This window comes from Bradyrhizobium sp. USDA 3650 (genome assembly GCF_054057395.1).
On record NZ_JBSRZG010000001.1, the window covers coordinates 7405721 to 7428812 of the forward strand.

The following is a 23092-nucleotide window of genomic DNA, read 5'->3' on the forward strand; positions in this document are numbered from 1 at the left end:
AGGAGAGGCGTCTGTTTGTTGCCCGGCAGGGCATGGTGGTTCACGGCCTGGCTGTTGTGCACACGGCGACGGGGGCGGCTCTATCCCTATTCCCTTAGTGGGCAGATTTTGCTAGGAGGCGCTACCCAACCCTCCTGCCCACCGCGTCCCACTTCATGAAGAATGACGAAATCCTGAGCCAAATCACCGAGTTCTGCCGTAAGGCGGACATGGCGGAGTCGACGTTTGGCCGGCGCGCGGTGAACGATGGGAAGCTCGTGCACCGCCTGCGCGAGGGCAAGCGCATCACGATCGACACGCTGGACCGAATCCAGGCCTACATGGCCGCATCGATGGCCGGCGGCGTGCCTCCCCCGCGGGGACTTCAGGTGCCCCCGGAAAAGCGCGATCCGCGCGGCAATTTCCGCTTTTTTGAGAACCGGCAGAAATACCTGCTGTTCGTCCACACTTGCAGTGAGAAGCGGGTGGTCGCTGAGCGCGTGGCGCTGGAGCTTGCCAGCATCCATCCCCGGCCCCCGGCGCTGCGCGTGTTCGATGCCGGCGTTGGCGACGGCACGGTGCTGGCCCGCGTGCTGCGCGCGATGCATCAGCGCTTTCCGCACATGCCGTTCTATGTCGCCGGCAAGGAGCTCAGTCTCGAGGACCTCCGCCTGACGCTGGACAAGGTGCCGGATCGCATTTTCGAGCATCCGGCCTCGGTGTTCGTTTTTACCAACATGCTTTACGCGGAGGCGCCCTGGCTCACGCCCGCATCGCCTGCGGCGGCAGCCGCGACAGTCTGGCACGAGGTTCCCCTGCGAGGGGCTTCCTCGGGCGAGTTCGAGACGCAAATCGCGGAGCTGAAGCCGTTTTTGGAGCAGAACTGGCGCGCAGCGGTCAGCCCGCGCACGGGGATGCCGCTCTATGAGCGGCCTGTCGTGCTGGTGCTCTACCGTGAAGATCAGCGTTTTTTGCTCGATTCGACCATTCCGCGGCCGGGCCAGGCCGAGGCCAATTTCGACCTGGTTATCGCATCCCAGCCATACCGCGCGCTCTCCTCGGTCAATTTCCGGGCAAAACGGATCATTGCCCCCTTGGCGCGGGCCTTGAGGGCAGGCGGCCGCCTGATCGGTATCCACTCCCATGGCCAGGATCCGGGCATGGAGATGATCCAGGCGATCTGGCCCGGAGAAAACCCTTTCTCTGTGAGCCGTCATGAGCTATTGCGCGCGGTGAAGTACGAGCTCGGCTCGGTGGGCCGCGACTTAAATTTTAATGCTTATGCGGATAACCGCTCGATCTTCAGGTATGATATGGAAGCTCTGCCCAACGAGGTGACAGGCTCTATCGGCACCTCGACGGCCTTTGCAGCGTGGAATGCGGCGGTGTACGTCGCTCAGATTGAGGACGACCGGTTGACGGAAATGACTCAAAACGGCCGCACTCTGGATGCCGCCAGGGACGTGCTGCGAAAGTACAATGGGCTCTGGTTTCTCGACGAATCCTACGTCATCTCGCGCCGGCGTGATTGACATCATTCAAAGCTAAATATCGCAACGCCCGCCAGCTAGCGGCGGAACAAGGGGTTACTGATGCGCGCGTCCTATCTCTTCACCAGCGAGTCCGTGTCCGAAGGCCATCCGGACAAGGTGTGCGACCGGATCTCCGACGAGATCGTCGATCTGTTCTACCGCGAAGGACCGAAAGCCGGCATCGATCCCTGGCAAATTCGCGCCGCCTGCGAAACGCTCGCGACCACCAACAAGGTCGTGATCGCCGGTGAGACCCGCGGTCCTGCATCCGTCACCAACGAGCAGATCGAAGGCGTCGTGCGCGCCGCGATCAAGGACATCGGCTACGAGCAGGAAGGTTTCCACTGGCAGAAGGCCGACATCGAGATCCTGCTGCATCCGCAGTCCGCCGACATCGCGCAGGGCGTGGATGCGCTGCAGCCGGGCGAAGTCAAGGAAGAGGGCGCGGGCGACCAGGGCATCATGTTCGGCTACGCCACCAACGAGACGCCGGATCTGATGCCGGCGCCGATCTTCTACGCCCATAAGATCCTGCGCCTCATCTCGGAAGCGCGCCACTCCGGCCGCGAGAAGGTGTTGGGCCCGGACTCCAAGAGCCAGGTCACCGTGCAGTACGAGAACGGCAAGCCGGTCGGCGTGCGCGAGATCGTGGTGTCGCATCAGCATCTCGTCGAGGACATCTCGTCCAAGCAAATTCGCGACATCGTCGAGCCCTACGTGCGCGAGGCGCTGCCGAAGGAATGGATCACTGCGAAGACCATCTGGCACATCAACCCGACCGGCAAGTTCTACATCGGCGGTCCCGACGGCGATTCCGGCCTGACCGGCCGCAAGATCATCGTCGACACCTATGGTGGCGCGGCCCCGCACGGCGGCGGCGCGTTCTCCGGCAAGGATCCGACCAAGGTCGACCGCTCCGCGGCTTACGCTGCCCGCTACGTCGCCAAGAACATCGTCGCGGCCGGTCTTGCGGATCGCTGCACATTACAGCTCGCCTACGCCATCGGTGTGGCGCGTCCGCTGTCGATCTACATCGACACCCACGGCACCGGTAAGGTGTCGGAGGAACAGCTCGAGAAGGCCGCCGCCAAGGCGATGGATCTCACCCCGCGTGGCATCCGCAGCCATCTCGATCTCAACCGCCCGATCTACGCGCGCACCTCCGCCTACGGTCATTTCGGCCGTACCCCCGACAACGAGGGCGGCTTCTCCTGGGAGAAGACCGATCTCGTCGAAGCGCTCAAGCGCGCCGTCTAAACGCTCTTACCTCGCCCCGCTTGCGGGGAGAGGTCGCCGCGAAGCGGCGGGTGAGGGGGACTCTCCACTGGCTCAGTGCGCGGATGGAGCCCCTCACCCCAGCCCTCTCCCCGTAAAAACGGGAAGAGGGAGAAGACTGTGCCGCAAGGCGCTTCGTTTGCTTCGTTACTGACACGCCAGACCCACCACTAGGAAACAGACATGAACGCGAAGCCCGGCTTCACCGATTACATCGTCAAGGACATTTCGCTCGCCGATTTCGGCCGCAAGGAGCTCTCCCTCGCCGAGACCGAGATGCCCGGCCTGATGGCCACCCGCGAAGAGTATGGCCCGAAGCAGCCGCTGAAGGGCGCGCGCATCGCCGGCTCGCTGCACATGACAATCCAGACCGGCGTGCTGATCGAGACGCTGGCCGCGCTCGGCGCCGACATCCGCTGGGTCTCCTGCAACATCTATTCGACGCAGGACCACGCCGCGGCGGCGATCGCAGCCGCCGGCATTCCGGTGTTCGCCGTCAAGGGTGAGAGCCTTACCGAGTACTGGGACTACACCGCCAAGCTGTTCGACTGGCACGGCGGCGGTCACCCGAACATGATCCTCGACGATGGCGGCGACGCCACCATGTACGTCCATCTCGGTCTGCGCGCCGAGAACGGCGACACCAAATTCCTGGACAAGCCGGGCTCGGAAGAAGAGGAGGTCTTCTTCGCGCTTCTGAAGAAGCAGCTCAAGGAGAAGCCGAAGGGCTACTTCGCCGAGATCGCCAAGAGCATCAAGGGCGTTTCCGAAGAGACCACCACGGGCGTGCATCGTCTCTATGACATGCAGAAGGCCGGCACGCTGCTATGGCCGGCCATCAACGTCAACGACAGCGTCACCAAGTCGAAGTTCGACAACCTCTATGGCTGCCGTGAATCGCTGGTCGATGGCATCCGCCGCGGCACCGACGTGATGATGTCGGGCAAGGTCGCGATGGTCGCGGGCTTCGGCGACGTCGGCAAGGGTTCGGCCGCCTCGCTGCGCCAGGCCGGCTGCCGCGTCTTGGTCTCCGAAGTCGATCCGATCTGCGCGCTGCAGGCGGCGATGGAAGGTTATGAAGTCGTGACCATGGAAGACGCCGCGCCCCGCGCAGACATCTTCGTCACCGCGACCGGCAACAAGGACATCATCACGATCGAGCACATGCGCGCGATGAAGGATCGCGCCATCGTCTGCAACATCGGTCACTTCGACAACGAGATCCAGATCGCGGGTCTGCGTAACCTGAAGTGGACCAACATCAAGCCGCAGGTCGACGAGATCGAATTCCCCGACAAGCATCGCATCATCATGCTGTCGGAAGGCCGCCTCGTGAACCTCGGCAATGCGATGGGCCATCCGTCCTTCGTGATGTCGGCCTCCTTCACCAACCAGACGCTGGCGCAGATCGAGCTTTTCGCCAACAACAAGGACGGCAAGTACAAGAAGGAAGTGTACGTGCTGCCGAAGTCGCTCGACGAAAAGGTCGCGCGCCTGCACCTCGCCAAGATCGGCGTCAAGCTCACCGAGCTGCGCAAGGACCAGGCCGATTACATCGGCGTCAAGCAGGAAGGTCCGTACAAGTCGGACCATTACCGCTACTGATCGCTGATCGTATCTATTTTCGATGCAAAGCCCCGGAGCGATCCGGGGCTTTGTTGTCTTAAGCGCGACGCACGTGTTTCCTCGCGGTTGTGTCAGGCCGATTGCCAGTTGACGAGCGACGATCCCGGTCAGACAATCTTCGGCTGCGGAGGAAACAATGGCTCAAGACCATTTCGACGTGCTGATCGTCGGTGCCGGCCTGTCCGGCATCGGCGCGGGCTTCCACCTGAAGACCAAATGTCCGGGCAAGAGCTACGTCATCCTCGAGGGCCGCGACTGCATCGGCGGCACCTGGGACCTGTTCCGCTATCCCGGCGTCCGCTCCGACAGCGACATGTTCACGCTCGGCTATTCCTTCAAGCCGTGGACCGATCCGAAGGCGATCGCCGACGGCGCGCAAATCCTCAACTACGTTCGCGAAACCGCGGCTGAGAACGGCATCGAGAAGCACATCCGCTTCCGCCATCACGTCAAACGTGCGGCGTGGTCGACGAGTGAGGCGCGCTGGACTGTCGAGGCCGAGCGCATCACTGGCGAGGGCGCTATCGAAACCGTGCGCTTCACCTGCAATTTCCTGTTCATGTGTTCGGGCTATTACAAATACGAGGCAGGGTACACGCCGGAGTTTCCGGGCGTCGCGGATTTCGCCGGCCGCATCGTGCATCCGCAGAAATGGACCGCCGACATCGACTGCGCGGGCAAGCGCGTCGTCGTGATCGGCTCGGGCGCGACCGCGGTGACGCTGGTGCCGGAGCTCGCCAAGACGGCCGCGCAGGTCACCATGCTGCAGCGCTCGCCGACCTATGTGGTGTCACGGCCGGCGCAGGATCCCGTCGCCAACAAATTGCGGCGCAATCTGCCGACGCGGCTTGCCTATCATTTGATCCGCTGGCGCAACGTGATGTGGGGGATGTTCTTCTTCCAGCTCAGTCGGCGCCGCCCTGCGAAAGTCAAGGAGCTGGTTCTCAAGGGCGTGCAGATGGCGCTCGGCCCCGACTACGACGTCGCGACTCATTTCACGCCGCGCTACAATCCGTGGGACCAGCGGCTCTGCCTCGTGCCGGATGGCGACCTGTTCAAGGCGATCCGCGAGCAGCGCGCCTCCGTGGTCACCAAAGAGATCGACACGTTTACGCACGGCGGTATCCGCCTGAAGGACGGCAGCGAGCTTGCGGCGGACATCATCGTGACCGCGACGGGACTGGTGCTCCAGGTCGTCGGCGGGTTGGAGGTGAGCGTCGACGGCCGCACCGTCGATTTCGCCAATACGCTGACCTACAAAGGCATGATGTATGCCGACGTGCCCAACATGGCCTCCGCCTTCGGCTACACCAACGCATCATGGACGCTGAAATGCGACCTCACCTGCGAGTATGTCTGCCGCCTCATCAACTATATGGACCGGCACAATTTCCGGCAGTGCATGCCGCATAATGACGATCCCACGATCACGGCGCAGCCATCGCTCGATTTCACCTCGGGTTATGTGCAGCGCTCGGTCGCAAAGATGCCGAAGCAAGGCTCGAAGCAGCCGTGGCGGCTCTACCAGAACTACGCGCTCGACATCGTCTCCTTGCGGTTCGGCCGGATCGACGACGGCGTGATGCAATATTCCTGATCGCGACGACCTAAGCCTTGCGGGTGGCAAGCGGCAGCGCAAGATCAATCGCGAGTGCGAGAACGATGGCGCCGCCGCCCAGCGCGAACAGCACGAGATAATCACCGCCGGTCTGCGCGTAGATCCAGGAGAAGCCGTAGGCCGCGGCCGCCTGGAACAGCGCAAAGCTGGTGGTGGCATGGCTCCACGTCCTGCGCTGCTGCTCGGCAGAATGGGGGACCACCTCATGGATACGTCCGAGCACGAGCGGTACGATGCCGGGTGTGAACCCGCCGACCACCACGCTCGACACGATCAGCGAGAGAGGCGCGGTACTGACGGTCGGGAGCAACACGGCGGCCGCTTCGATCAGGAAGGCGGCGCGTAGCGCGGGTCCAAACCCGGCGCGATCGCCGAGATGACCGGTGACCAGGGGGCCGACGATTGCGCCAAGGCCGTAGAGCACCCAGTAGTGCGATCCCGCGGCAATACCTTGGCCGAGGCCGCGCGCGACGAAATCGACGATGAAGACCATGTGCGGCACCAGCGCCACCGCGTTGAGGCCGTATTGGACGAGCAAGCCGCGAACGGCGGGCGAAGCGTGCTTCGCCCGCTGCGATGACACGGTATCGGTCTTGGCCTGGGCAGGCCAGTTCCACCAGCTCACCAGCGTGAGAGTGCCCGAGACCACGCCAAGACCATACCAACTCTGTTGCAAGCCTTGCTGCAGCAATAGCGGCACCAGCGTGCCCGATGCGGCGACACCGAGCCCGACACCGGCAAAGATCACACCGCCGACCACGCCGCGCTTCGCTGCCGAGGTATGGGGCAGAATGACGGAGGCCGCCAGCACCATGATGATTCCGCCGGTGAGCCCCGATAGGAAGCGCCAGGCGAAAAACCAGGTGAACGACACCGGGGTTGAGTTGGCAAAAAAAGAGAGGCTCGCGAGCAACATCATCGCCCGCAGAGCGCGAACGGTGCCGATGCGCGCGGCCACGGTCCGCGCCGCGAGCGCGCCGGCGAGATAGCCGGCCAGGTTCGCTGCACCGAGATAGACGACGTCGGACGGGTCGAACCATTTTGCGGCGATCAGGGCCGGGATCAGCGGCGTGTAGGAAAAGCGCGCGAGGCCAAGTCCGACCAGCGATGCTGACAATCCGGCTACCGCATATCGCCAGGTTTGCTGTGAAGGAATCTCTGATGTCGAACCCGACCGCTGATGCGGTCGGGGATGAACTTGCTGCTTGGCATCTGCGTCTGTCATGTCATCCTCGTGCGCGCGAAGGCGCTAGCGTTCAGTGCCCCGCGCTCTGGCCGCCGTCGACATGCAGGATTTCGCCGGTGACGAAGGAGGCGCCCTCGAGATAGAGCACGGCGTCGACGATGTCGGACATCTCGCCCATATGGCCGACGGGATGCAGCGCATTGAGCTGGGCGTGCGTTGCGACGGGATGCATCGGCGACTTGATGATGCCGGGCGACACCGCGTTCACGCGGATACCGCGCTTGGCATATTCGATCGCGAGCGACTTGGTCGCGGCGCTCAACCCGCCCTTGCTCAGCGAGGCCAGCACCGAGGGCACGTTCGAATTGGCCTGGTCGACCAGCGTGGTTGTGATCTGGACAACGTGGCCGGACCCCTGCTTCTCCATCTCGGCGATAGCGAGCTGCGTGACGTGGAAGAAGCCCGCGACGTTGGTACCCATCACCGCCGCATAGTCCTCCGCCGTGTACTGCGTGAACGGCTTTGCGACGAAAATGCCGGCGTTGTTGACCAGCGTGTCGACGCGGCCGAAGCGGGCGACGGCTTGCGAGACCACCCGCTCGGCGGTGTTCCGGTCGGCGATGTCGCCGGCAATGGCGAGGACATCGTCATCGCCCGACGGCTTGATGGAGCGCGCTGTCGCGACAACGCGATAGTTTCGATCGCGAAAACCCTGGACCAGGGTGGCACCGATGCCCTGCGAAGCACCGGTGATAATGGCAACCTTCTGTTCGATACCCATGATGGGCTCCTGTTGTTGGCTTTCAGAACCTGTGCCAGCGACGGCTGGCTTCGCGGATGAGGTACGCCGCAGCGGGCCGGTTGCGAATATGCGCTGTCCGGCAGACACTCTTTCGCCGCGCGAACGAATGCCGGACCGGCGCCCGGCGGTGGTTGTCGCAACGGGAGCGAACGCCTAGCTTGCATTCGGAGCTCGATGGGCTGGCGGGAAACGTATGGATCGTCTGGATGCGATGAAGGTCTTTGTCCTTGCGGTCGACGAGGGCAGCCTTGCGGCTGCGGGCCGCAAGCTTGGCCGTTCGCCGGCGGCGGTCAGCCGCGCCATTGCTTTCCTGGAGCAGCGGGTCGGTGCCGAGCTGCTGCACCGGACCACACGTTCCATCAAGCTGAGCGAGGAGGGCGAGCGCTATGTCGCGGTCTGCAGGCGCGTGCTGACCGAGTTGGAGGAGGCCGACGACATCGCGGCCGGACCGCGCACGGCGCCCCGGGGCTTGCTCACGATCACTGCCCCGGTGGTGTCGGGTGAGATGGTGCTGCGGCCGATCCTCGATGCGTTTCTCGATGCCTATCCGACTGTGTCGGCAAAACTCCTGCTGTTCGATCGCGCGGTCAATCTGATCGAGGAGGGGGTCGACGTCGCGCTCCGCATCGGTCATCTCGCGGATTCAGCGATGGTCGCGATGCGGGTCGGCGAGATCAGCCGCGTCGTGGTGGCATCACCGCGCTATCTGAAGCAGCACCCGCGCATCACCGAGCCCGGCGATCTCGCCAAGCACCAGATCGTCGCGATGGCCCATCTTCCCAATTCGTGGACCTTTGCACCGCAGGCCGGGTCGTCGGCAGCCCGCACGGTACAGTTCACGCCGCGCCTTGTCGTCAACAGCACCTATGCGGCGGTGGCCTCGGCCGTCGCCGGCCGCGGTGTGGCGCGAATGTATTCGTACCAGGTGGGTGAGCAGGTCGCGCGCGGCGAGCTCGAGATCGTGCTGCCCGGCGACGAGGATCCCGAGATGCCCGCGCATTTGATCTGTCCTCAGGGCCGGCTCTCGGTGCCGAAGGTCCGGACCTTCACGGACTTCGCGGTGCCGCGGCTGAAGAAGCAGTTTGCTCAGCTCAAGAAGGGCATCAGTGCCCGGTGAGCCGCTGCGTGCACGGGCAATGCGTTGTTTTGCGTATACGGCCGCTCGGGTGAATCGGCCATGTTGCCCGAACGGTTAACGCCGGATTAACCGCGGAGTCCTAGCCTGTCTCGGCCGGGGTTACTTGCAAGGCCGAGGTGAGCCCAATGGAAGCCCAGAGAATCGCGGTCGACGCCGTCGTCGCGTTGACCGATTGCGACCGCGACGCCGTCATCGCGTTTATCCGCCGCCTGTATCTCGCCGGCGTCACCGACCCCAAGCGCCTGACCTTCAAGGGTCTCCAGGCCCTGTCACGGGCGTGACCAGGGCCCCGTACAATCTATTACTGGACGGTCGGATCGCTGATCCGGATTGACGTGACACGGTCCGCCTGCACTTCGAATGAGAAGGGCCATGGGTGATAGGTCCAGAGCTCGGTCTTCTCCAGCCCGCTCGGCCCGACATGGAAGGGGCCGCCGAACTGCGCCATCAGCTTCTCGGTGCTGTCGCCGAGATTGATGTGGTTGCAACGCAGAACATCGACGGAGAGAGCGTCGGCCTGCTCAACAAGCTATTCGGCAAGCTCTACGAGATCAATCTTGCGAGCCGCAAGGTCAAGGAATGGAATTGCGACGTCTACTACACGCTGAAATATTCGCTGACGGCGCTGATCCTCGGCCTCATCGTGCTGTCGGCGCTGCGATGACCGCGTCTAATGATGGTGCTTGTGTGCTTCGGAGCTATCGGGGCGTTGGTAACCTCGCAGCTCCGCGTATCGCTGCATCTGGCTCTGGTCGAGCAAGGCGGTTGTCGACAGATGATATTTGAGGTGGCTTTCGCGGAGCAATGCCTGGGTTTCCGAAATGGCAACGAGGGTCGCCTTGAGTGACTCCGATGTCACGACGCGGGCAGAGAAGAGCCGGTCCAACTCCGTTTCCTGCTCGACCAGCTTGTTACCCAGCGGGACCGCCTCTTGCTTCATGGCCTCGAACAGGCGCTGAACCCGGATGCGCTGATCCGCGGTCAAGTCAAGCCGGTCACCGAACTCAAGAACATGGCTCGGACCGGGATATCCATTGAGTTCGGCGGCAAGCGCCAGGCCCATGCCACGTCCGGCTCGAAGATCGTCGATCTGCTGGTGCGACAGCGCCTTGATGGGGCGCTGCTCAAGGCCGGCATAGGGCTGACCGGACTGCGCGCTGGCTGCATTGCACGAAACGACAAGTGCGGCCGCAAGCAGGAGAAGGCGTCTCATGAGTCTGGCTCCATGAAATCGGCCCGGCTCGTCGATCGATCTCCACCGGTGCTCTCCACATATCTTGCTGGACGGTTCGCCTCATGGCAACAAAGATTGCCGCGATTGAGTTGCCGAACATGGAGCAGGCGATGGCCTCCTTGCCGACCGCGAATGCCGAGATCACGCAGTTCTTTCGCCAATGGCTGGAGACCTTCGCAAGTTATGTCCGCGAGGTCGACTACGCTTCGGCGCGGCCGCTCTTCCATCCGGATGTGCTGGCCTTCGGAACACACAACGACGTCATTCCCGGCCTCGACCAATGGGTCACCACGCAATGGGACAACGTCTGGCCCAAGACGGCCGACTTCCGTTTCGTCATCGACCAGGCCTCGATCCTGGCATCGTCCGATGGCACGATGGCGACCGTGATCGTGCCGTGGACGAGCACGGGCTATCATCCCGACGGCAGCGCGTTTCCGCGCCCCGGCCGGGCCACGATGGTGTTTTCAAGACATGGCGATGGTTGGCTGTGCGTGCATTCCCACATGTCGCTCAATCGCGGTGTGCCGCAGACAAGCCACGCCGATCGGCCGGTGAAGGCCTGGTAGATCGGCATCGTCCGCCAGCGAAATGAAAAAGGCCCCGGACATGCCCGAGGCCTTCTTAGGTAGAGCCGCCGTGAGCCTTACTCGGGCTGGCCGATCGAGACCTTCAGCGTGCCGACGCCGTCGACGCCGCATTCGAGCTTGTCGCCGGGCTGGAGCTGCGACACGCCGGCCGGCGTGCCCGTCATGATGATGTCGCCGGCGGCGAGCTTCACCTGCTGCGAGAGCTGCCAGATGATCTCGGGCACGTTCCAGATCAGCTCGGTGAGGTCGCCTTTCTGCGCTTCCTTGCCGTTGACCGTGAGCCAGATCTTGCCCTTGGCGGGATGGCCGATCTTCGATGCCGGCTGCACCGCGGAACAAGGCGCCGAATAGTCGAACGACTTGCCGACCTCCCACGGACGCTCCTTCTTGCGCGAGGCGATCTGCAGGTCGCGGCGGGTCAGGTCGATGCCGACGGCATAGCCGTAGACATGGTCGAGCGCCTTGTCGGCGGGAATGTTGAGGCCGCCGCTCTTCATTGCGACGATCAGCTCGACCTCGTGATGCAAATCCTTGGTCAGGGGCGGATAGGGAATGGTGGCGCCGTCGGGCACCAACATGTCGGCGTGCTTGGCGAAGAAGAACGGCGGGGCGCGCTCGTCATTGCCCATCTCGCGGATGTGCTCGAGATAGTTGCGGCCGACGCACCAGATGCGGCGCACGGGATAACGGCCGCTTTCCCCGACGACGGGAAGCGAGGCCTGGGTCGGAAGCGGGATGACGTAGGAGGCGGCGTTCATGGTGCGATCTCGCTGCTCTTGAGGTGAAGGGAACTCTATGCGGTTGCGCTGATCGGCGCCAGAGCGCCGGCGTCGTGATGTTGCAGGCGGAAGAACGAGGCGTAGCGCCCGCCGCGGCGGAACAGCTCGTCATGCCGGCCCTGCTCGACGATCTCGCCGCCCTCGACCACCAGGATCGCATCGGCGTGCATGATGGTGTGCAGGCGATGCGCGATCACGATGGTGGTGCGGTTCCGGCAGAGATGCTCGATCGCCTCCTGCACCTGCCGCTCGGATTCCGAATCGAGCGCGGCGGTGGCTTCGTCGAGCAGGATGATCGGCGCGTTCTTGATCAGCGCGCGCGCGACCGCGATGCGCTGGCGCTGGCCGCCGGACAATTGCGTACCGTGCTCGCCGACGGGCGTGTCGTAGCCGAGCGGGAAGCCCATGATGAAATCATGCGCGCAGGCTGCTTTCGCAGCATCGATGATGTGTTCTTCGGTCGCGCCCGCCCGGCCGAAGGCGATGTTGTTGCGGATGGTGTCGCGGAACAGATAGACGTCCTGGCCGACATAGGCGGTCTGAGCCCGCAGCGATTTTCGCGAGACGGCGCCGATCGACTGGCCGTCGATCACGATGTCGCCTTGCGTCACCTCGTAGAAGCGCAGCAGCAACCCCAGCACGGTCGATTTGCCGCCGCCGGAGGGGCCGACCAGCGCGGTGACCTTGCCGGGCTCGGCAACAAAGCTCATGCGGTTGAGGACGGTCTCACCGTTGCGATAGGAGAAGCTGACGTCGCGCAGCTCGATGCGTCCGTTCGAGAGTTTCAGCGCCGGCTTGTCATCGTCGGAATGCTCGCTCGCGGGGCTGTCGACGACTTCGAGCAGCATGCGGGCGCCGACCAACTGGCTGTTGAGGTCGATGTTGAGCCGCGCCAGCCGCTTGGCCGGCTCGGTCGCCATCAGGAACGCGGTCATGAAGGAAAAGAACGCGCCGGGCGTGGCGTTGAGCGCGACCACGCTATAGCCGCCGTAAAGCAAACAGCCGGCGACTGCGAAGCCGCCGAGCATCTCCATCAGCGGATTGGAGCGATTGGCGACGCGGGCCATCTTGTTGGCGTTGCGCTCGACGATCGCGATGTTCTCGTCGATGCGGTTCTGCATGGTGTCTTCGAGCGTGAATGCTTTCACGGTGCGGATGCCCTGCAGCGATTCCTGCATCGTCTCCAGGATGTCGGCGGTGCCGGTGAACTGGTTGTAGGCGAGGCCCTTGATGCGCTTGACCAGCTTGCGCAGCACCAGCATCGCCGGCGGCACGGCGACGAGGCCGATGAACGACATCACCGGATCCTGCCACACCATCACGCCGATCATGGCGAGCAGCATCATGAGGTCGCGCCCGACCGCATTGACCAGCATGTTGAGGACATCGGTGATGGACTTTGCGCCGGCCGTCAGCCGCGCCAGGAATTCCGACGAATGCCGCTCGGAGAAGAATCCGACGCTCTCGCGCATCAGCTTGGCGAACAGCTGGCGCTGGTTGGTGGCGAGGATCGCGTTGGAGATCTTGGTCAGGATCACCATGTGGCCGTAGGTCGCCACGCCCTTGATGAAGAGCAGGATCACGGTGATGCCCGAGAACATCGCGATGCCCGGGATGTTCTTGTCGACATAGGCCTGGTTGATGACCTGGCCGAGCACGTAGGTCGCGCCCGCGGTCGATCCGGCGGCAAGCGCCATCAGCGCGAAGGCGACGAGGTAGCGCCGCCAGTAGAGGATCCCCTGTTCCGTGACCAGGCGGCGAATCAGGACCGCTGCCGCATAGGGATCGTCGGTGATTTTCTTTGGAAACTGAGCCATCCGCAGTCCATTGACGGCACAGGAAAAAAGCCTGCCCGCGCGTCAGGGATCGAATGGCCTCTGTGCCCGCTAAGCCAGCGCTTTTCAAGCCCAATTAAGGGCTTGCGCTGGAATGGAATCTAGGCCGAGGCGGCGTGGCGGAGCTCGCCGTGACGCTCGCGGAACAGCTTGTCCTCCCAGGCCAGCGCATGGGCTGCGATGGTCTCGAGGTCGTCGTATTGCGGCTTCCAGTCGAGCAGGCCGCGGATGCGGCTGGTGTCGGCGACCATGGTCATGATGTCGCCGGGCCGGCGCGGGGCGTATTGCACGGCGAAGCTGCGGCCCGACACACGGCGTACCGCGTCGATGGTCTCCAGCACCGAGTAGCCGCGGCCATAGCCGCAATTGAGCGTCGTCGAGGCGCCGCCGTTGCGCAAATAGGCGAGCGCCGAGCGATGCGCCTGCGACAGGTCCGTGACATGGATGAAGTCGCGGATGCAGCTGCCGTCCTGGGTCGGATAGTCGGTGCCGAACACGTCGATCTTGGCGCGCTGGCCGGTGGCCGCTTCCACCGCGATCTTGAGCAGGTGCGTGGCGCCGACGGTGGCAAGGCCGATGCGGGCCTGCGGATCGGCACCCGCAACGTTGAAATAGCGCAGGGTCACGTACTGCATGCCGTAGGCGGCAGCGACGTCGTGCAGCATGATCTCGGTCATCAGCTTCGACGAACCGTAGGGTGACAGCGGCCGTGTCGGCGCATGCTCGGGCACCGGCACCTGGTCCGGATCGCCGTAGACCGCCGCGGTCGAGGAGAAGATGAAGCGGTCGATGCCGCGCTTGACCGCGACATTGAGCAGGTTGCGCGCGGTCGTGAAATTATTGCGGTAATAGCCGAGCGGATCGCGCATCGAATCCGGCACGACCACCGAGCCCGCGAAATGGATGATGCTCTCGATGTTGTGCTGGGCGATCACGCCTTCGAGCAGGTTCTCGTCGCCGGCATCGCCAATGAACAGCGGCACGCCTTCGGGCAGATAGGCGGAGAAACCGGTCGAGAGATCGTCGATCACGACGACGTCCTCGCCGGCTTCCGCCAGCGCCAGAACCGTGTGGCTTCCGATATAGCCGGCACCGCCGGTGACAAGCACAGTCATGATCTCACCCGTCTTCGATCAACGCTCCAAGCTAACGTTTACGTGGTGAAGAGTGGGTATCGGCGCGGCTGAACTGGTCACTATGCTTAATGTTGCGTATAGGGACTTTCGAAACGGAGCGTGGCGTGGCGAATTCCCCAAGCGATCTCGAAGTGATCGTGCCAAATCTGCACAGGCGCTATTCCGGGGTCACCGCGACCAACCGGATGGTGGCGCCGCGGCTGGCAAAGCTCTATCGCGCCGCGTGGTTCGGCTCCGACGCGCCGGAGGGCATCGCGCGCCTGGGCGGTGCCGATCTGCTGAGATTGTGGCGCCGCAAGGCGCCGGTGATCTGGCACGCGCGCCGCAACAACGAGATGATCGCGGGCGTGCTGTTGCGCGCGCTCGGTTGGCCGCTCAAGCTCGTCTTCACCTCGGCGGCACAGCGCCATCATAGCTGGATCACGCGCTGGCTGATCCGGCGCATGGACGCGATAATCGCGACGTCAGATCTTTCGGCCTCGTTCCTGAAAGTGCAGGCGACCGTGATTCCGCACGGGGTCGACACTGCCGTCTATGCGCCGCCGCTCGACCGCACTGCCGCCTTCGCGGAAACTGCGCTGCCGGGCCGCTACGCGATCGGTTGCTTCGGCCGGGTGCGCGCGCAGAAGGGCACTGATGTGTTCGTCGATGCGATGTGCCGCCTGCTGCCGCGCTATCCGGATTTCACCGCAATCATCGTCGGCCAGGTCACACCCGAGCAAACCGCTTTTGCAAACGACCTGAAGAAACGGATCGAGGCCGCCGGCCTGCAATCGCGCATCGTCATCACTGGCGAGCTGCCGATCGAAGACGTGCAGCGCTGGTATCAGCGGCTGACGATCTACGCCTTCACCTCGCGCAACGAAGGTTTTGGCCTGACCTTGATCGAGGCGATGGCGGCCGGCAGCGCGCTGGTCGCCGCGCGCGCCGGCGCGGCCGAGCTCGTGGTGGAGGATGGCGTGACCGGCGTGCTGGTCCCGACCGGTGACGCGGATGCGCTGGCCGCAGCGGTCGAACCGCTGATGCGTGACGTGGCCGCCGCGATCGCTATGGGCGAGCGCGGGCGGGCACGGGTGCTCGCGCAGTTCAGCCTCGATGCCGAGGCGGCACGGATCGGCGAGCTGTATCGGCCGCTGCTTTGAGCCGCTGCCCTCGCATCCCCAAAAACAAAACCGCGAAAACAACCCCATGCACAGTAGCCGGGCCAACGAAATCAATGGCTTGGCGGGGGGCGATGTTCTGCTGATTTTACGAAGTCGATTTGACTCGTCGGGCAAAACACCGGTATGCTGTCATTATCGGCGCAGCCTCGACGGCCTTCAGGTCGAAGCCCGCATCCCCGCCTCACCCAGCACCCGCTGCGCAATCTCGACCACCTCGCTCGCCGCGATATCTCGCATGCAGCGGTGGTCGTTCATCTTGCAGATCGTGCTCTGGCAGGGCTGGCAGGACAGCACGCTTTTGTCCTGCACCACGGTCGCGGCGAGGCCGTTGAGGGGGGCCCAGAGATAGGGGCTGGTCGGACCGAAGATCCCCATGGTCGGCGTGCCCAAGGCGGCTGCGATGTGCATCAGGCCGGAATCGTTGGAGATCGCGACGCCGGCCGCGGCCATGGCCAGCACGCCGTTGCGCAGATCATTGCTGGTAAGGTCCTGCACCCCAGCGCCGCCGGCCGCGACGATCTCCTGGGCCAGGCCCTTTTCCCCGGGGCCCCCGATCACCCAGACCTCGAGGCCGCGCTCGGCGAGCAGGCGGGCAGCCTCGGGATAGTAGGTCCAGCGTTTTGACACTCCGACCGAGCCGGGGGCGAGGGCTACGGCAGCGCCCGCGCTGAGGCCATTGGCCTGCCGCCAGCGGACGATGTCCTCGGCCGGGACCCGCAACTGCGGCACCGGCCATTCCGGCGGCAGCGGGGCGCCATCGGGCTGGGCGAGGGCGGCGTTCTTGTCGATGAAGCGGGGCAGTTTCTTTTCACCCCAGCGCCAGCGGTTGAGCAGGCCGAACCGGAATTCGCCGACGAAGCCGACCCTTTCCGGAATCCCGGCCAAAGCGGGCGCGATGGCGGCCTTCCAGGTCCGGGGCAGCACCAGGGCGGTGCCGTAGTTTCGCTCGCGCAGGAGCTTCGCCAGGCCGAGCTGGCGGCCCACGGCGAGCCGGCCGCGCGGCAGGTCCCAGACAATCCCATCGCGCACGCCGGGCATGTAATCGACCAGGGGCGCACACAGGGAGGTCGTGAGCAAATCGACCGGCCGGTTCGGCCAGCGCTCATTCAGGACCCGCACGACGGTGTGATTCCGGACGAAATCGCCGATCCACATGTAGGGGACGATCAGGATCGGGCGCGTGTCGCCCCGATCTGTCTCGCCACTAAGTTGCGAATCTAGGTTCATTCGTTAATAGAGCCGGGGTGCGCTGATGTGGCGGTTCGGTTAGCCGCTCCGGGCCGGCAGGTAAAGCCGGCTGAGCGGCTATCCCAAAACCGCTTACACTTTGGAGGATCATGCGCTAGGGCAAGATCGGGTCGCAAAACATCGGGCAGGCTAGGTGAAATGTTGCTGGTGACCGGCGGGGCCGGTTTTATCGGATCGAATGTCGTCGCCGCGCTGAACGAGGCTGGCCGCAGCGACGTCGTGGTCTGCGATCTCCTTGGCAACGAGGGCAAATGGCGCAACCTCGCCAAGCGGCAGCTTGTGGATATCGTGCCGCCGGCTGAGCTGCCGGACTGGCTGAAGGGCCGCAAGCTCGATGCCGTGATCCATCTCGGGGCGATATCAGCGACCACGGCGACCGACGGCGACCTGGTGTTCGAGACCAATTTCCGCCTGTCGATGCGCCTCCTGGACTGGTGCACGGCAAATGCGGTGCCGTTGATTTACGCCTCCTCGGCGGCGACCTATGGCGACGGCGAGGCAGGATTTGACGACGATGCTTCGATCGCTGCGTTGAAGAAATTGCGGCCGATGAACCTCTACGGCTGGAGCAAGCACCTGTTCGATCTCGCCGTCGCCGAGCGCGCAGCGAAGGGCGAGAAGCTGCCGCCGCAATGGGCCGGACTGAAATTCTTCAACGTGTTCGGCCCCAACGAATACCACAAGGGCTCGATGATGAGCGTGCTGGCGCGGCGCTTCGACGACGTCAAAGCGGGCCGCGTCGTGCAATTGTTCAAGTCGCATCGCGAGGGCATCGCGGACGGCGACCAGCGCCGCGATTTCATCTATGTCGACGACGTCGTGCGCGTGATCATGTGGCTGCTGGCAACGCCCTCGGTGTCCGGCATCTTCAACGTCGGCACCGGCAAGGCGCGCAGCTTCAGGGATCTGATGCTGGCAGCTTATGCCGCGCTCGGCGCCAGCCCCAACATCGAATACATCGACATGCCCGAGCAGATCCGCGGCAGCTACCAGTACTTCACCCAGAGCGAGGTCGATCGCCTCCACCGCGCCGGCTATAGTGGCGGCTTCACGACGCTCGAGGACGCGGTGAAGGCCTATGTCGGGGATTATCTCGACCGGCCCGACCGCTTCCGCTGAGGCCCATCACCATGCCGACGCCCATTCTCGATTTCGATGCTCTCGCGCAAGCCATCTCGGGCCGCACGGTCCTGTGCATCGGCGACATCATGCTGGACGAGTTCGTCTATGGCGAGGTGTCGCGGATATCGCCGGAAGCGCCGGCGCCGGTCATCGCGGCACAGCGCAGCGAGATCCATATCGGCGGTGCCGGCAACGTCGCGCGCAACGTCGCCGCGCTCGGCGCGCGCTGCATCTTCGTCGGCCTCGTCGGCGAGGACGATGCGGGCAGGCAGCTCGCCTCGACGCTTGCGGAGCAGGGCGCAATCGAAAGCCTGCTGGTGTGCGATCCCTCGCGTCCGACCACGCGAAAAGTCCGTTTCGTCTCCGAGCATTTTTCCACGCACATGCTGCGTGCGGATTGGGAGCAGGCACAGCCTGCTTCCGATACGATCGAGACCAAGCTGATCGAAGCGATCCTGCCGCAGATCGTGCGCGCCGACGTCGTGCTGCTGTCCGACTACGCCAAGGGCGTGCTGACCGCCCGCGTCATCCGCCACACCATCGACGCCGCGCGAAAACTCGGCAAGCCCGTGATCGTCGATCCCAAAAGCCTGAACTGGGCGATCTATCGCGGCGCGACGCTGCTCACGCCCAATCGCAAGGAATTTTCGGAAGCGACCCGAAGCCGCGCCGACACGCCGCAGAGCATCGTCGACGCCAGCGAGGACGTGATGCGGCTCGCCGATTGCGAAGCGATCCTGGTCACCCAAGGCGAGCACGGCATGACGCTGGTGCCGCGCAACGGCGAAGCCGTTCACGTTCCGGCGTTTCCCGTCAAGGTGCGCGACGTCTCCGGTGCGGGCGACACCGTTGCGGCGGCGCTCGCGGTCTCGCTCGCCACCGGCGCGGACTGGGACACGGCGCTTCGCATGGCCAGTGCCGCGGCCGCCGTCGCCGTCGGCAAGCAGGGCACCGCCAGCGTGAGTGCGGCCGAGCTGAAGCGAAAGATATTGCCGCATGCCTATCTCGCGGCCGAGGAGAAGATCGTGCTCGAGCCCGGTGCGCTCGACGCGCAGCTCGCGGAATGGAAAAAGCAAGGCCAACGCGTCGGCTTCACCAATGGCTGCTTTGACATCCTGCATCCCGGCCACGTCAAGGTGCTGACAGCGGCGCGCTCCGCCTGCGACCGCCTGATCGTGGGCCTCAACAGCGACGCCTCGGTGCGGCGGCTGAAGGGCGCCGACCGCCCCGTTCAGGACGAGCGAGCGCGTGCGGAGGTGCTGGCGGCGCTCGAAGCCGTCGATCTCGTGGTTATTTTCGACGAGGACACGCCGATCGACCTGATCAGCCGCATCAAGCCGAGCGCGCTGATCAAAGGGGGCGATTACACCCGCGAGCAGGTGGTCGGCCACGAGGTCGTCGAGGCCGCCGGCGGGACGGTGGTGCTGGTCGACATTCTCCAGGGCTTCAGCACGACGGCGCTGGTTCATCGCGCGCGGGGAGAGGGCAAGTGACGACACTCGCCGGGGAGACGACCGGCCAGGTGCTGTGGCGGCGTCTGCGCAGTCCGGCGGCCTGGTCCGAGACGGTCGATCTGTTCGCGATCCTGACCGCGGCTTCGCTGCCATGGTCCACGTCGCTTGCGGCGATCTTCAATGTTCTGATGCTGCTCTGCATGGTGCCGTTCCTCGATGTCCGCGAGTTCCTGCAATCGCTCAGGCGTCCGATCTGCGCGGCGCCGATTGCTCTGGTCGTGCTCGCGCTGGTCGGGACGCTGTGGTCGGACGCGGCCTGGGGGGCGCGCTTCTATGCGGTCAATCCGACCGTCAAGCTGCTGGTGCTGCCGGTCCTGCTCTATCATTTTGCGCGCTCGCCGCGCGGACATTGGGTGTTCGTCGCCTTCCTGGTGTCCTGCGCGCTGCTGTCGGTGATGTCCTGGGTCGTCGCCTTCTACCCCGACCTCGCGCTCAAATCCGACCGCGTCGAGCGCGGGATTTTCGTCAAGAACTACATCGACCAGAGCCAGGAGTTTGCGCTCTGCGCGGTCGCGCTCGCCTATCCGATCGTGCAGTTGCTGCGTCAGAAGCGCTACTCGATCGCCGGGCTGCTCACGGCGCTTGCGCTCGCCTTCTTCCTCAACATGGTGTTCGTGGTGGTGTCGCGCACCGCGCTCCTCACCATTCCGATCCTGTTCGGTGTGTTTGCCTTGCTTCATCTGAGATGGCGCAGCATCGCGATCATCTCCGCGGCCCTGCTCGTGGGCGCGGTTCTCGCCTGGCAGGCCTCGCCGCAATTGCGCAAGACCGCCGACAGCTTTGCCAGCGACTATACCCGCTATGTGGAAACAGGCGCGCCGACCTCGGCCGGCTTGCGGCTCGAATTCTGGCGGAAATCACTCGGCTTCTTCGCGGAGGCGCCGATCAAGGGGCACGGTACCGGCTCGACGCGTGGATTGTTCGAGCGGACCGCGACGCCCGGCAATCAGAACCTGGCGTCCGCCGAGGTGATCGGCAACCCGCATAACCAGACGCTGAACGTGGCCGTGCAATGGGGCATCATCGGCGTCGCCGTTCTCTACGCCATCTGGATCCTGCATCTGCTGTTGTTTCGCGGCGACGGGCTCGCAAACTGGGTCGGCCTTCTGGTCGTGGTTCAGAACGTCTTCACCTCGCTGTTCAACTCCCACCTGTTCGACTTCCACGAGGGCTGGATGTACGTCATCGGTGTCGGCGTAGCCGGCGGCATGGTGATCCGGGCCCAGCAGGCCGAGGCGAAGGCGACAGTAGCCGGTTCCTGAACGGCCGCCTGGATCGCAAAGCTTGACCGGCAAACCTTGACTGGCAAACCTTGACTGGAAAGCCTTGACTGGCATGTCCCGCCGAGATGGGTTATCAGCGCGATCAGGTTGCATTTAACTGGATTTTCGGTCAGCGGATGACGCGTCTTTCGCATCTCACCTTGCGCAATTTCATGATCGCGCTCCACGACCTGCTCGCGACCACGGCGGCGCTGTTCGCCGCCTTCTATCTGCGCTTCGAGGGCGGCGACGGCTTCTTCGATCGCCTGCCGCTGCTGATACAGATCCTGCCCTATTTCCTCGCCTTCAGCGTGGTCGTGTTCTTCGTCTTCAACCTGACCACGACGAAATGGCGCTTCATCTCGCTGCCCGACGCGCTGAACATCATCCGCGTCGCGACCGTGCTGACGGTTGCACTCCTGGCGCTCGACTACATCTTCGTCGCCCCCAACGTCCGCGGCGCCTTCTTCCTCGGCAAGGTGACCATCGTCCTCTATTGGTTCCTCGAGATCTCCTTCCTCAGCGCGTTGCGCATGGCCTACCGCTATTTCCGCTATACGCGGGTGCGGCGTCACGCCCGCACCGGAGATGCCGCGCCGACGCTGCTGATCGGCCGCGCCGCGGACGCCGAGGTGCTGTTGCGCGGAATCGAGAGCGGGGCGATCAAGCACATCTGGCCGGTCGGTGTGCTCTCGCCGTCGAGTTCCGATCGCGGCCAGTCCATCCGCAACGTCCCTGTCCTGGGCGGCGTCGACGATATCGAGGATGTCGTCGCCGACTTCACCAAGCGCGGCAAGGGGATCGCGCGCGTCGTGATGACGCCGACGGCATTCGAGCCGGAGGCCCATCCCGAATCGATCCTGATGCGGGCGCGCAAGCTCGGCGTGATCGTGAGCCGCATGCCCTCGCTCGAGAGCGGCGATACGCCACGACTCACGGCCGTCGCCGTCGAGGACCTGCTGCTGCGGCCGAGCGAAAAGATCGACTATGCGCGGCTCGAGGCCCTGATCGAGGGCAAGGCGGTGATCGTCACCGGCGGGGGCGGCTCGATCGGTTCCGAGATCTGCGAGCGTGTCGTCGCGTTCGGCGCCGCGCGTCTTCTGATCGTGGAAAATTCCGAACCGGCGCTCTACGCGATCACGGAAACACTCGCTGCGCTCGGCACCGCTGCTTCGATCGAAGGGCGGATCGCCGACATCCGCGACCGTGAGCGCATCATGCGCCTGATGGCCGAGTTCAAGCCGGACATCGTGTTCCATGCCGCCGCGCTCAAGCACGTGCCGATCCTCGAGCGCGACTGGAGCGAGGGCGTCAAGACCAACATCTTCGGCTCGATCAACGTTGCCGATGCCGCGCACAGTGCCGGCGCCGAAGCCATGGTGATGATCTCGACCGACAAGGCGATCGAGCCGGTGTCGATGCTCGGCCTGACCAAGCGCTTCGCCGAGATGTATTGCCAGGCGCTCGACCATGATCTTGCGGCGGGTCACGGCGGCGCCAGGCGGTCGATGCGGCTGATCTCGGTTCGGTTCGGCAACGTGCTGGCGTCGAACGGCTCGGTGGTGCCGAAGTTCAAGGCCCAGATCGATGCCGGCGGTCCCGTGACCGTCACGCATCCCGACATGGTCCGCTACTTCATGACCATCCGCGAAGCCTGCGATCTCGTCATCACGGCGGCAACGCATGCGCTCGGAACGCAGCGTTCGGACGTGTCGGTCTACGTACTCAACATGGGCCAGCCGGTGAAGATCGTCGATCTCGCCGAGCGCATGATCCGTCTCTCGGGCCTGCAACCCGGCTACGACATCGAAATCGTGTTCACGGGCATGAGGCCCGGTGAACGCCTGCACGAAATCCTGTTCGCCTCCGAGGAGCCGACCCGCGAGATCGGCGTCGCCGGCATCATGGCCGCGCAGCCGAACGAGCCGCCGATGCAGACGCTGCGCAAATGGATTGCGGCGCTGGAGCAGGCGATCGCCCGCGACGATCGGGCCACCATCAGGACCATCCTGAAGGACGCGATTCCGGAATTCGGGTCCACCGCGGCCTGATC

Annotated in this window: 19 protein-coding genes and 1 pseudogene; 13 read left to right on the plus strand and 7 right to left on the minus strand. The window is 64.3% G+C overall.

Annotation, left to right across the window (positions count from 1 at the left end):
• Nucleotides 1–155 precede the first annotated feature (155 nt).
• The 4 genes from ACVIN2_RS34845 to ACVIN2_RS34860 all read left to right on the plus strand — a co-directional run bounded on the left by ACVIN2_RS34845 (nucleotide 156) and on the right by ACVIN2_RS34860 (nucleotide 6009).
• Nucleotides 156–1511 carry a hypothetical protein gene (locus ACVIN2_RS34845; RefSeq protein ID WP_456769074.1) on the plus strand — a complete coding sequence of 452 codons (1356 nt, stop codon included), beginning with the start codon at nucleotides 156–158 and terminating at the stop codon, nucleotides 1509–1511.
• Between the two features lie 60 nt (nucleotides 1512–1571).
• Nucleotides 1572–2768, plus strand: coding sequence for a methionine adenosyltransferase (metK, locus tag ACVIN2_RS34850; RefSeq protein ID WP_007601978.1), 1197 nt, complete (start codon nucleotides 1572–1574; stop codon nucleotides 2766–2768).
• Nucleotides 2769–2969: 201 nt separating this feature from the next.
• Nucleotides 2970–4391 (plus strand): adenosylhomocysteinase, encoded by a 1422-nt coding sequence (ahcY, locus tag ACVIN2_RS34855; protein ID WP_027566812.1) that lies wholly within the window; start codon nucleotides 2970–2972, stop codon nucleotides 4389–4391.
• A 157-nt stretch (nucleotides 4392–4548) separates the two neighbouring features.
• Nucleotides 4549–6009, plus strand: coding sequence for a flavin-containing monooxygenase (locus ACVIN2_RS34860; protein ID WP_456769075.1), 1461 nt, complete (start codon nucleotides 4549–4551; stop codon nucleotides 6007–6009).
• A 10-nt stretch (nucleotides 6010–6019) separates the two neighbouring features.
• On the opposite strand, the gene ACVIN2_RS34865 is transcribed toward ACVIN2_RS34860, so the two are convergent.
• Both ACVIN2_RS34865 and ACVIN2_RS34870 read right to left on the minus strand, forming a co-directional pair.
• Nucleotides 6020–7255 (minus strand): YbfB/YjiJ family MFS transporter, encoded by a 1236-nt coding sequence (locus ACVIN2_RS34865; protein ID WP_456769076.1) that lies wholly within the window; start codon nucleotides 7253–7255, stop codon nucleotides 6020–6022.
• Nucleotides 7256–7286: 31 nt separating this feature from the next.
• Nucleotides 7287–7997, minus strand: a complete 711-nt coding sequence (locus ACVIN2_RS34870; protein ID WP_456769077.1) for an SDR family NAD(P)-dependent oxidoreductase — start codon at nucleotides 7995–7997, stop codon at nucleotides 7287–7289.
• Between the two features lie 214 nt (nucleotides 7998–8211).
• Here ACVIN2_RS34870 and ACVIN2_RS34875 point away from each other — a divergent pair, with 214 nt between their 5' ends.
• From ACVIN2_RS34875 to ACVIN2_RS34885, 3 genes and pseudogenes are all read left to right on the plus strand, one after another.
• A complete protein-coding gene (locus tag ACVIN2_RS34875; RefSeq protein ID WP_456769078.1) occupies nucleotides 8212–9135 on the plus strand; it encodes a LysR family transcriptional regulator in 924 nt (307 codons plus the stop codon).
• Between the two features lie 146 nt (nucleotides 9136–9281).
• The gene (locus tag ACVIN2_RS34880) at nucleotides 9282–9437 is read left to right on the plus strand and encodes a hypothetical protein (protein ID WP_007612486.1); all 156 of its coding nucleotides are present in this window, start codon (nucleotides 9282–9284) and stop codon (nucleotides 9435–9437) included.
• A gap of 203 nt (nucleotides 9438–9640) precedes the next feature.
• Nucleotides 9641–9820, plus strand: a pseudogene (locus ACVIN2_RS34885) (lipid A hydroxylase LpxO); the annotation flags it as partial.
• A gap of 6 nt (nucleotides 9821–9826) precedes the next feature.
• Here the strand turns inward: ACVIN2_RS34885 and ACVIN2_RS34890 are convergent.
• A complete protein-coding gene (locus tag ACVIN2_RS34890) occupies nucleotides 9827–10369 on the minus strand; it encodes a hypothetical protein (RefSeq protein WP_456769079.1) in 543 nt (180 codons plus the stop codon).
• Between the two features lie 131 nt (nucleotides 10370–10500).
• On the opposite strand from ACVIN2_RS34890, the gene ACVIN2_RS34895 reads away from it, so the two are divergent.
• Nucleotides 10501–10959, plus strand: coding sequence for a YybH family protein (locus ACVIN2_RS34895; protein WP_456769858.1), 459 nt, complete (start codon nucleotides 10501–10503; stop codon nucleotides 10957–10959).
• A 77-nt stretch (nucleotides 10960–11036) separates the two neighbouring features.
• On the opposite strand, the gene ACVIN2_RS34900 is transcribed toward ACVIN2_RS34895, so the two are convergent.
• From ACVIN2_RS34900 to galE, 3 genes are all read right to left on the minus strand, one after another.
• Entirely contained in the window at nucleotides 11037–11738 is a 702-nt protein-coding gene (locus tag ACVIN2_RS34900; protein ID WP_085383345.1) for a fumarylacetoacetate hydrolase family protein, read from the minus strand.
• A 35-nt stretch (nucleotides 11739–11773) separates the two neighbouring features.
• Nucleotides 11774–13576, minus strand: coding sequence for an ABC transporter ATP-binding protein (locus tag ACVIN2_RS34905; RefSeq protein WP_456769080.1), 1803 nt, complete (start codon nucleotides 13574–13576; stop codon nucleotides 11774–11776).
• A gap of 119 nt (nucleotides 13577–13695) precedes the next feature.
• Nucleotides 13696–14709, minus strand: a complete 1014-nt coding sequence (gene galE / locus ACVIN2_RS34910) for a UDP-glucose 4-epimerase GalE (protein WP_007612473.1) — start codon at nucleotides 14707–14709, stop codon at nucleotides 13696–13698.
• A 125-nt stretch (nucleotides 14710–14834) separates the two neighbouring features.
• On the opposite strand from galE, the gene ACVIN2_RS34915 reads away from it, so the two are divergent.
• A complete protein-coding gene (locus ACVIN2_RS34915; RefSeq protein ID WP_456769081.1) occupies nucleotides 14835–15872 on the plus strand; it encodes a glycosyltransferase family 4 protein in 1038 nt (345 codons plus the stop codon).
• Between the two features lie 177 nt (nucleotides 15873–16049).
• On the opposite strand, the gene waaF is transcribed toward ACVIN2_RS34915, so the two are convergent.
• On the minus strand, nucleotides 16050–17120 hold the full coding sequence (gene waaF, locus ACVIN2_RS34920; protein ID WP_456769082.1) for a lipopolysaccharide heptosyltransferase II: 1071 nt from the start codon (nucleotides 17118–17120) through the stop codon (nucleotides 16050–16052).
• A 159-nt stretch (nucleotides 17121–17279) separates the two neighbouring features.
• Here waaF and rfaD point away from each other — a divergent pair, with 159 nt between their 5' ends.
• The 4 genes from rfaD (at nucleotide 17280) to ACVIN2_RS34940 (ending at nucleotide 23090) form a co-directional block, all read left to right on the plus strand.
• Nucleotides 17280–18260 (plus strand): ADP-glyceromanno-heptose 6-epimerase, encoded by a 981-nt coding sequence (gene rfaD, locus ACVIN2_RS34925; RefSeq protein WP_456769083.1) that lies wholly within the window; start codon nucleotides 17280–17282, stop codon nucleotides 18258–18260.
• Between the two features lie 11 nt (nucleotides 18261–18271).
• A complete protein-coding gene (gene rfaE1, locus ACVIN2_RS34930) occupies nucleotides 18272–19756 on the plus strand; it encodes a D-glycero-beta-D-manno-heptose-7-phosphate kinase (RefSeq protein WP_456769084.1) in 1485 nt (494 codons plus the stop codon).
• On the plus strand, nucleotides 19753–21039 hold the full coding sequence (locus tag ACVIN2_RS34935; RefSeq protein WP_456769085.1) for an O-antigen ligase family protein: 1287 nt from the start codon (nucleotides 19753–19755) through the stop codon (nucleotides 21037–21039). Before rfaE1 ends, ACVIN2_RS34935 begins: the two co-directional genes overlap by 4 nt.
• Before the next feature lie 137 nt (nucleotides 21040–21176).
• On the plus strand, nucleotides 21177–23090 hold the full coding sequence (locus tag ACVIN2_RS34940) for an SDR family NAD(P)-dependent oxidoreductase (protein WP_456769086.1): 1914 nt from the start codon (nucleotides 21177–21179) through the stop codon (nucleotides 23088–23090).
• Nucleotides 23091–23092: the final 2 nt, after the last annotated feature.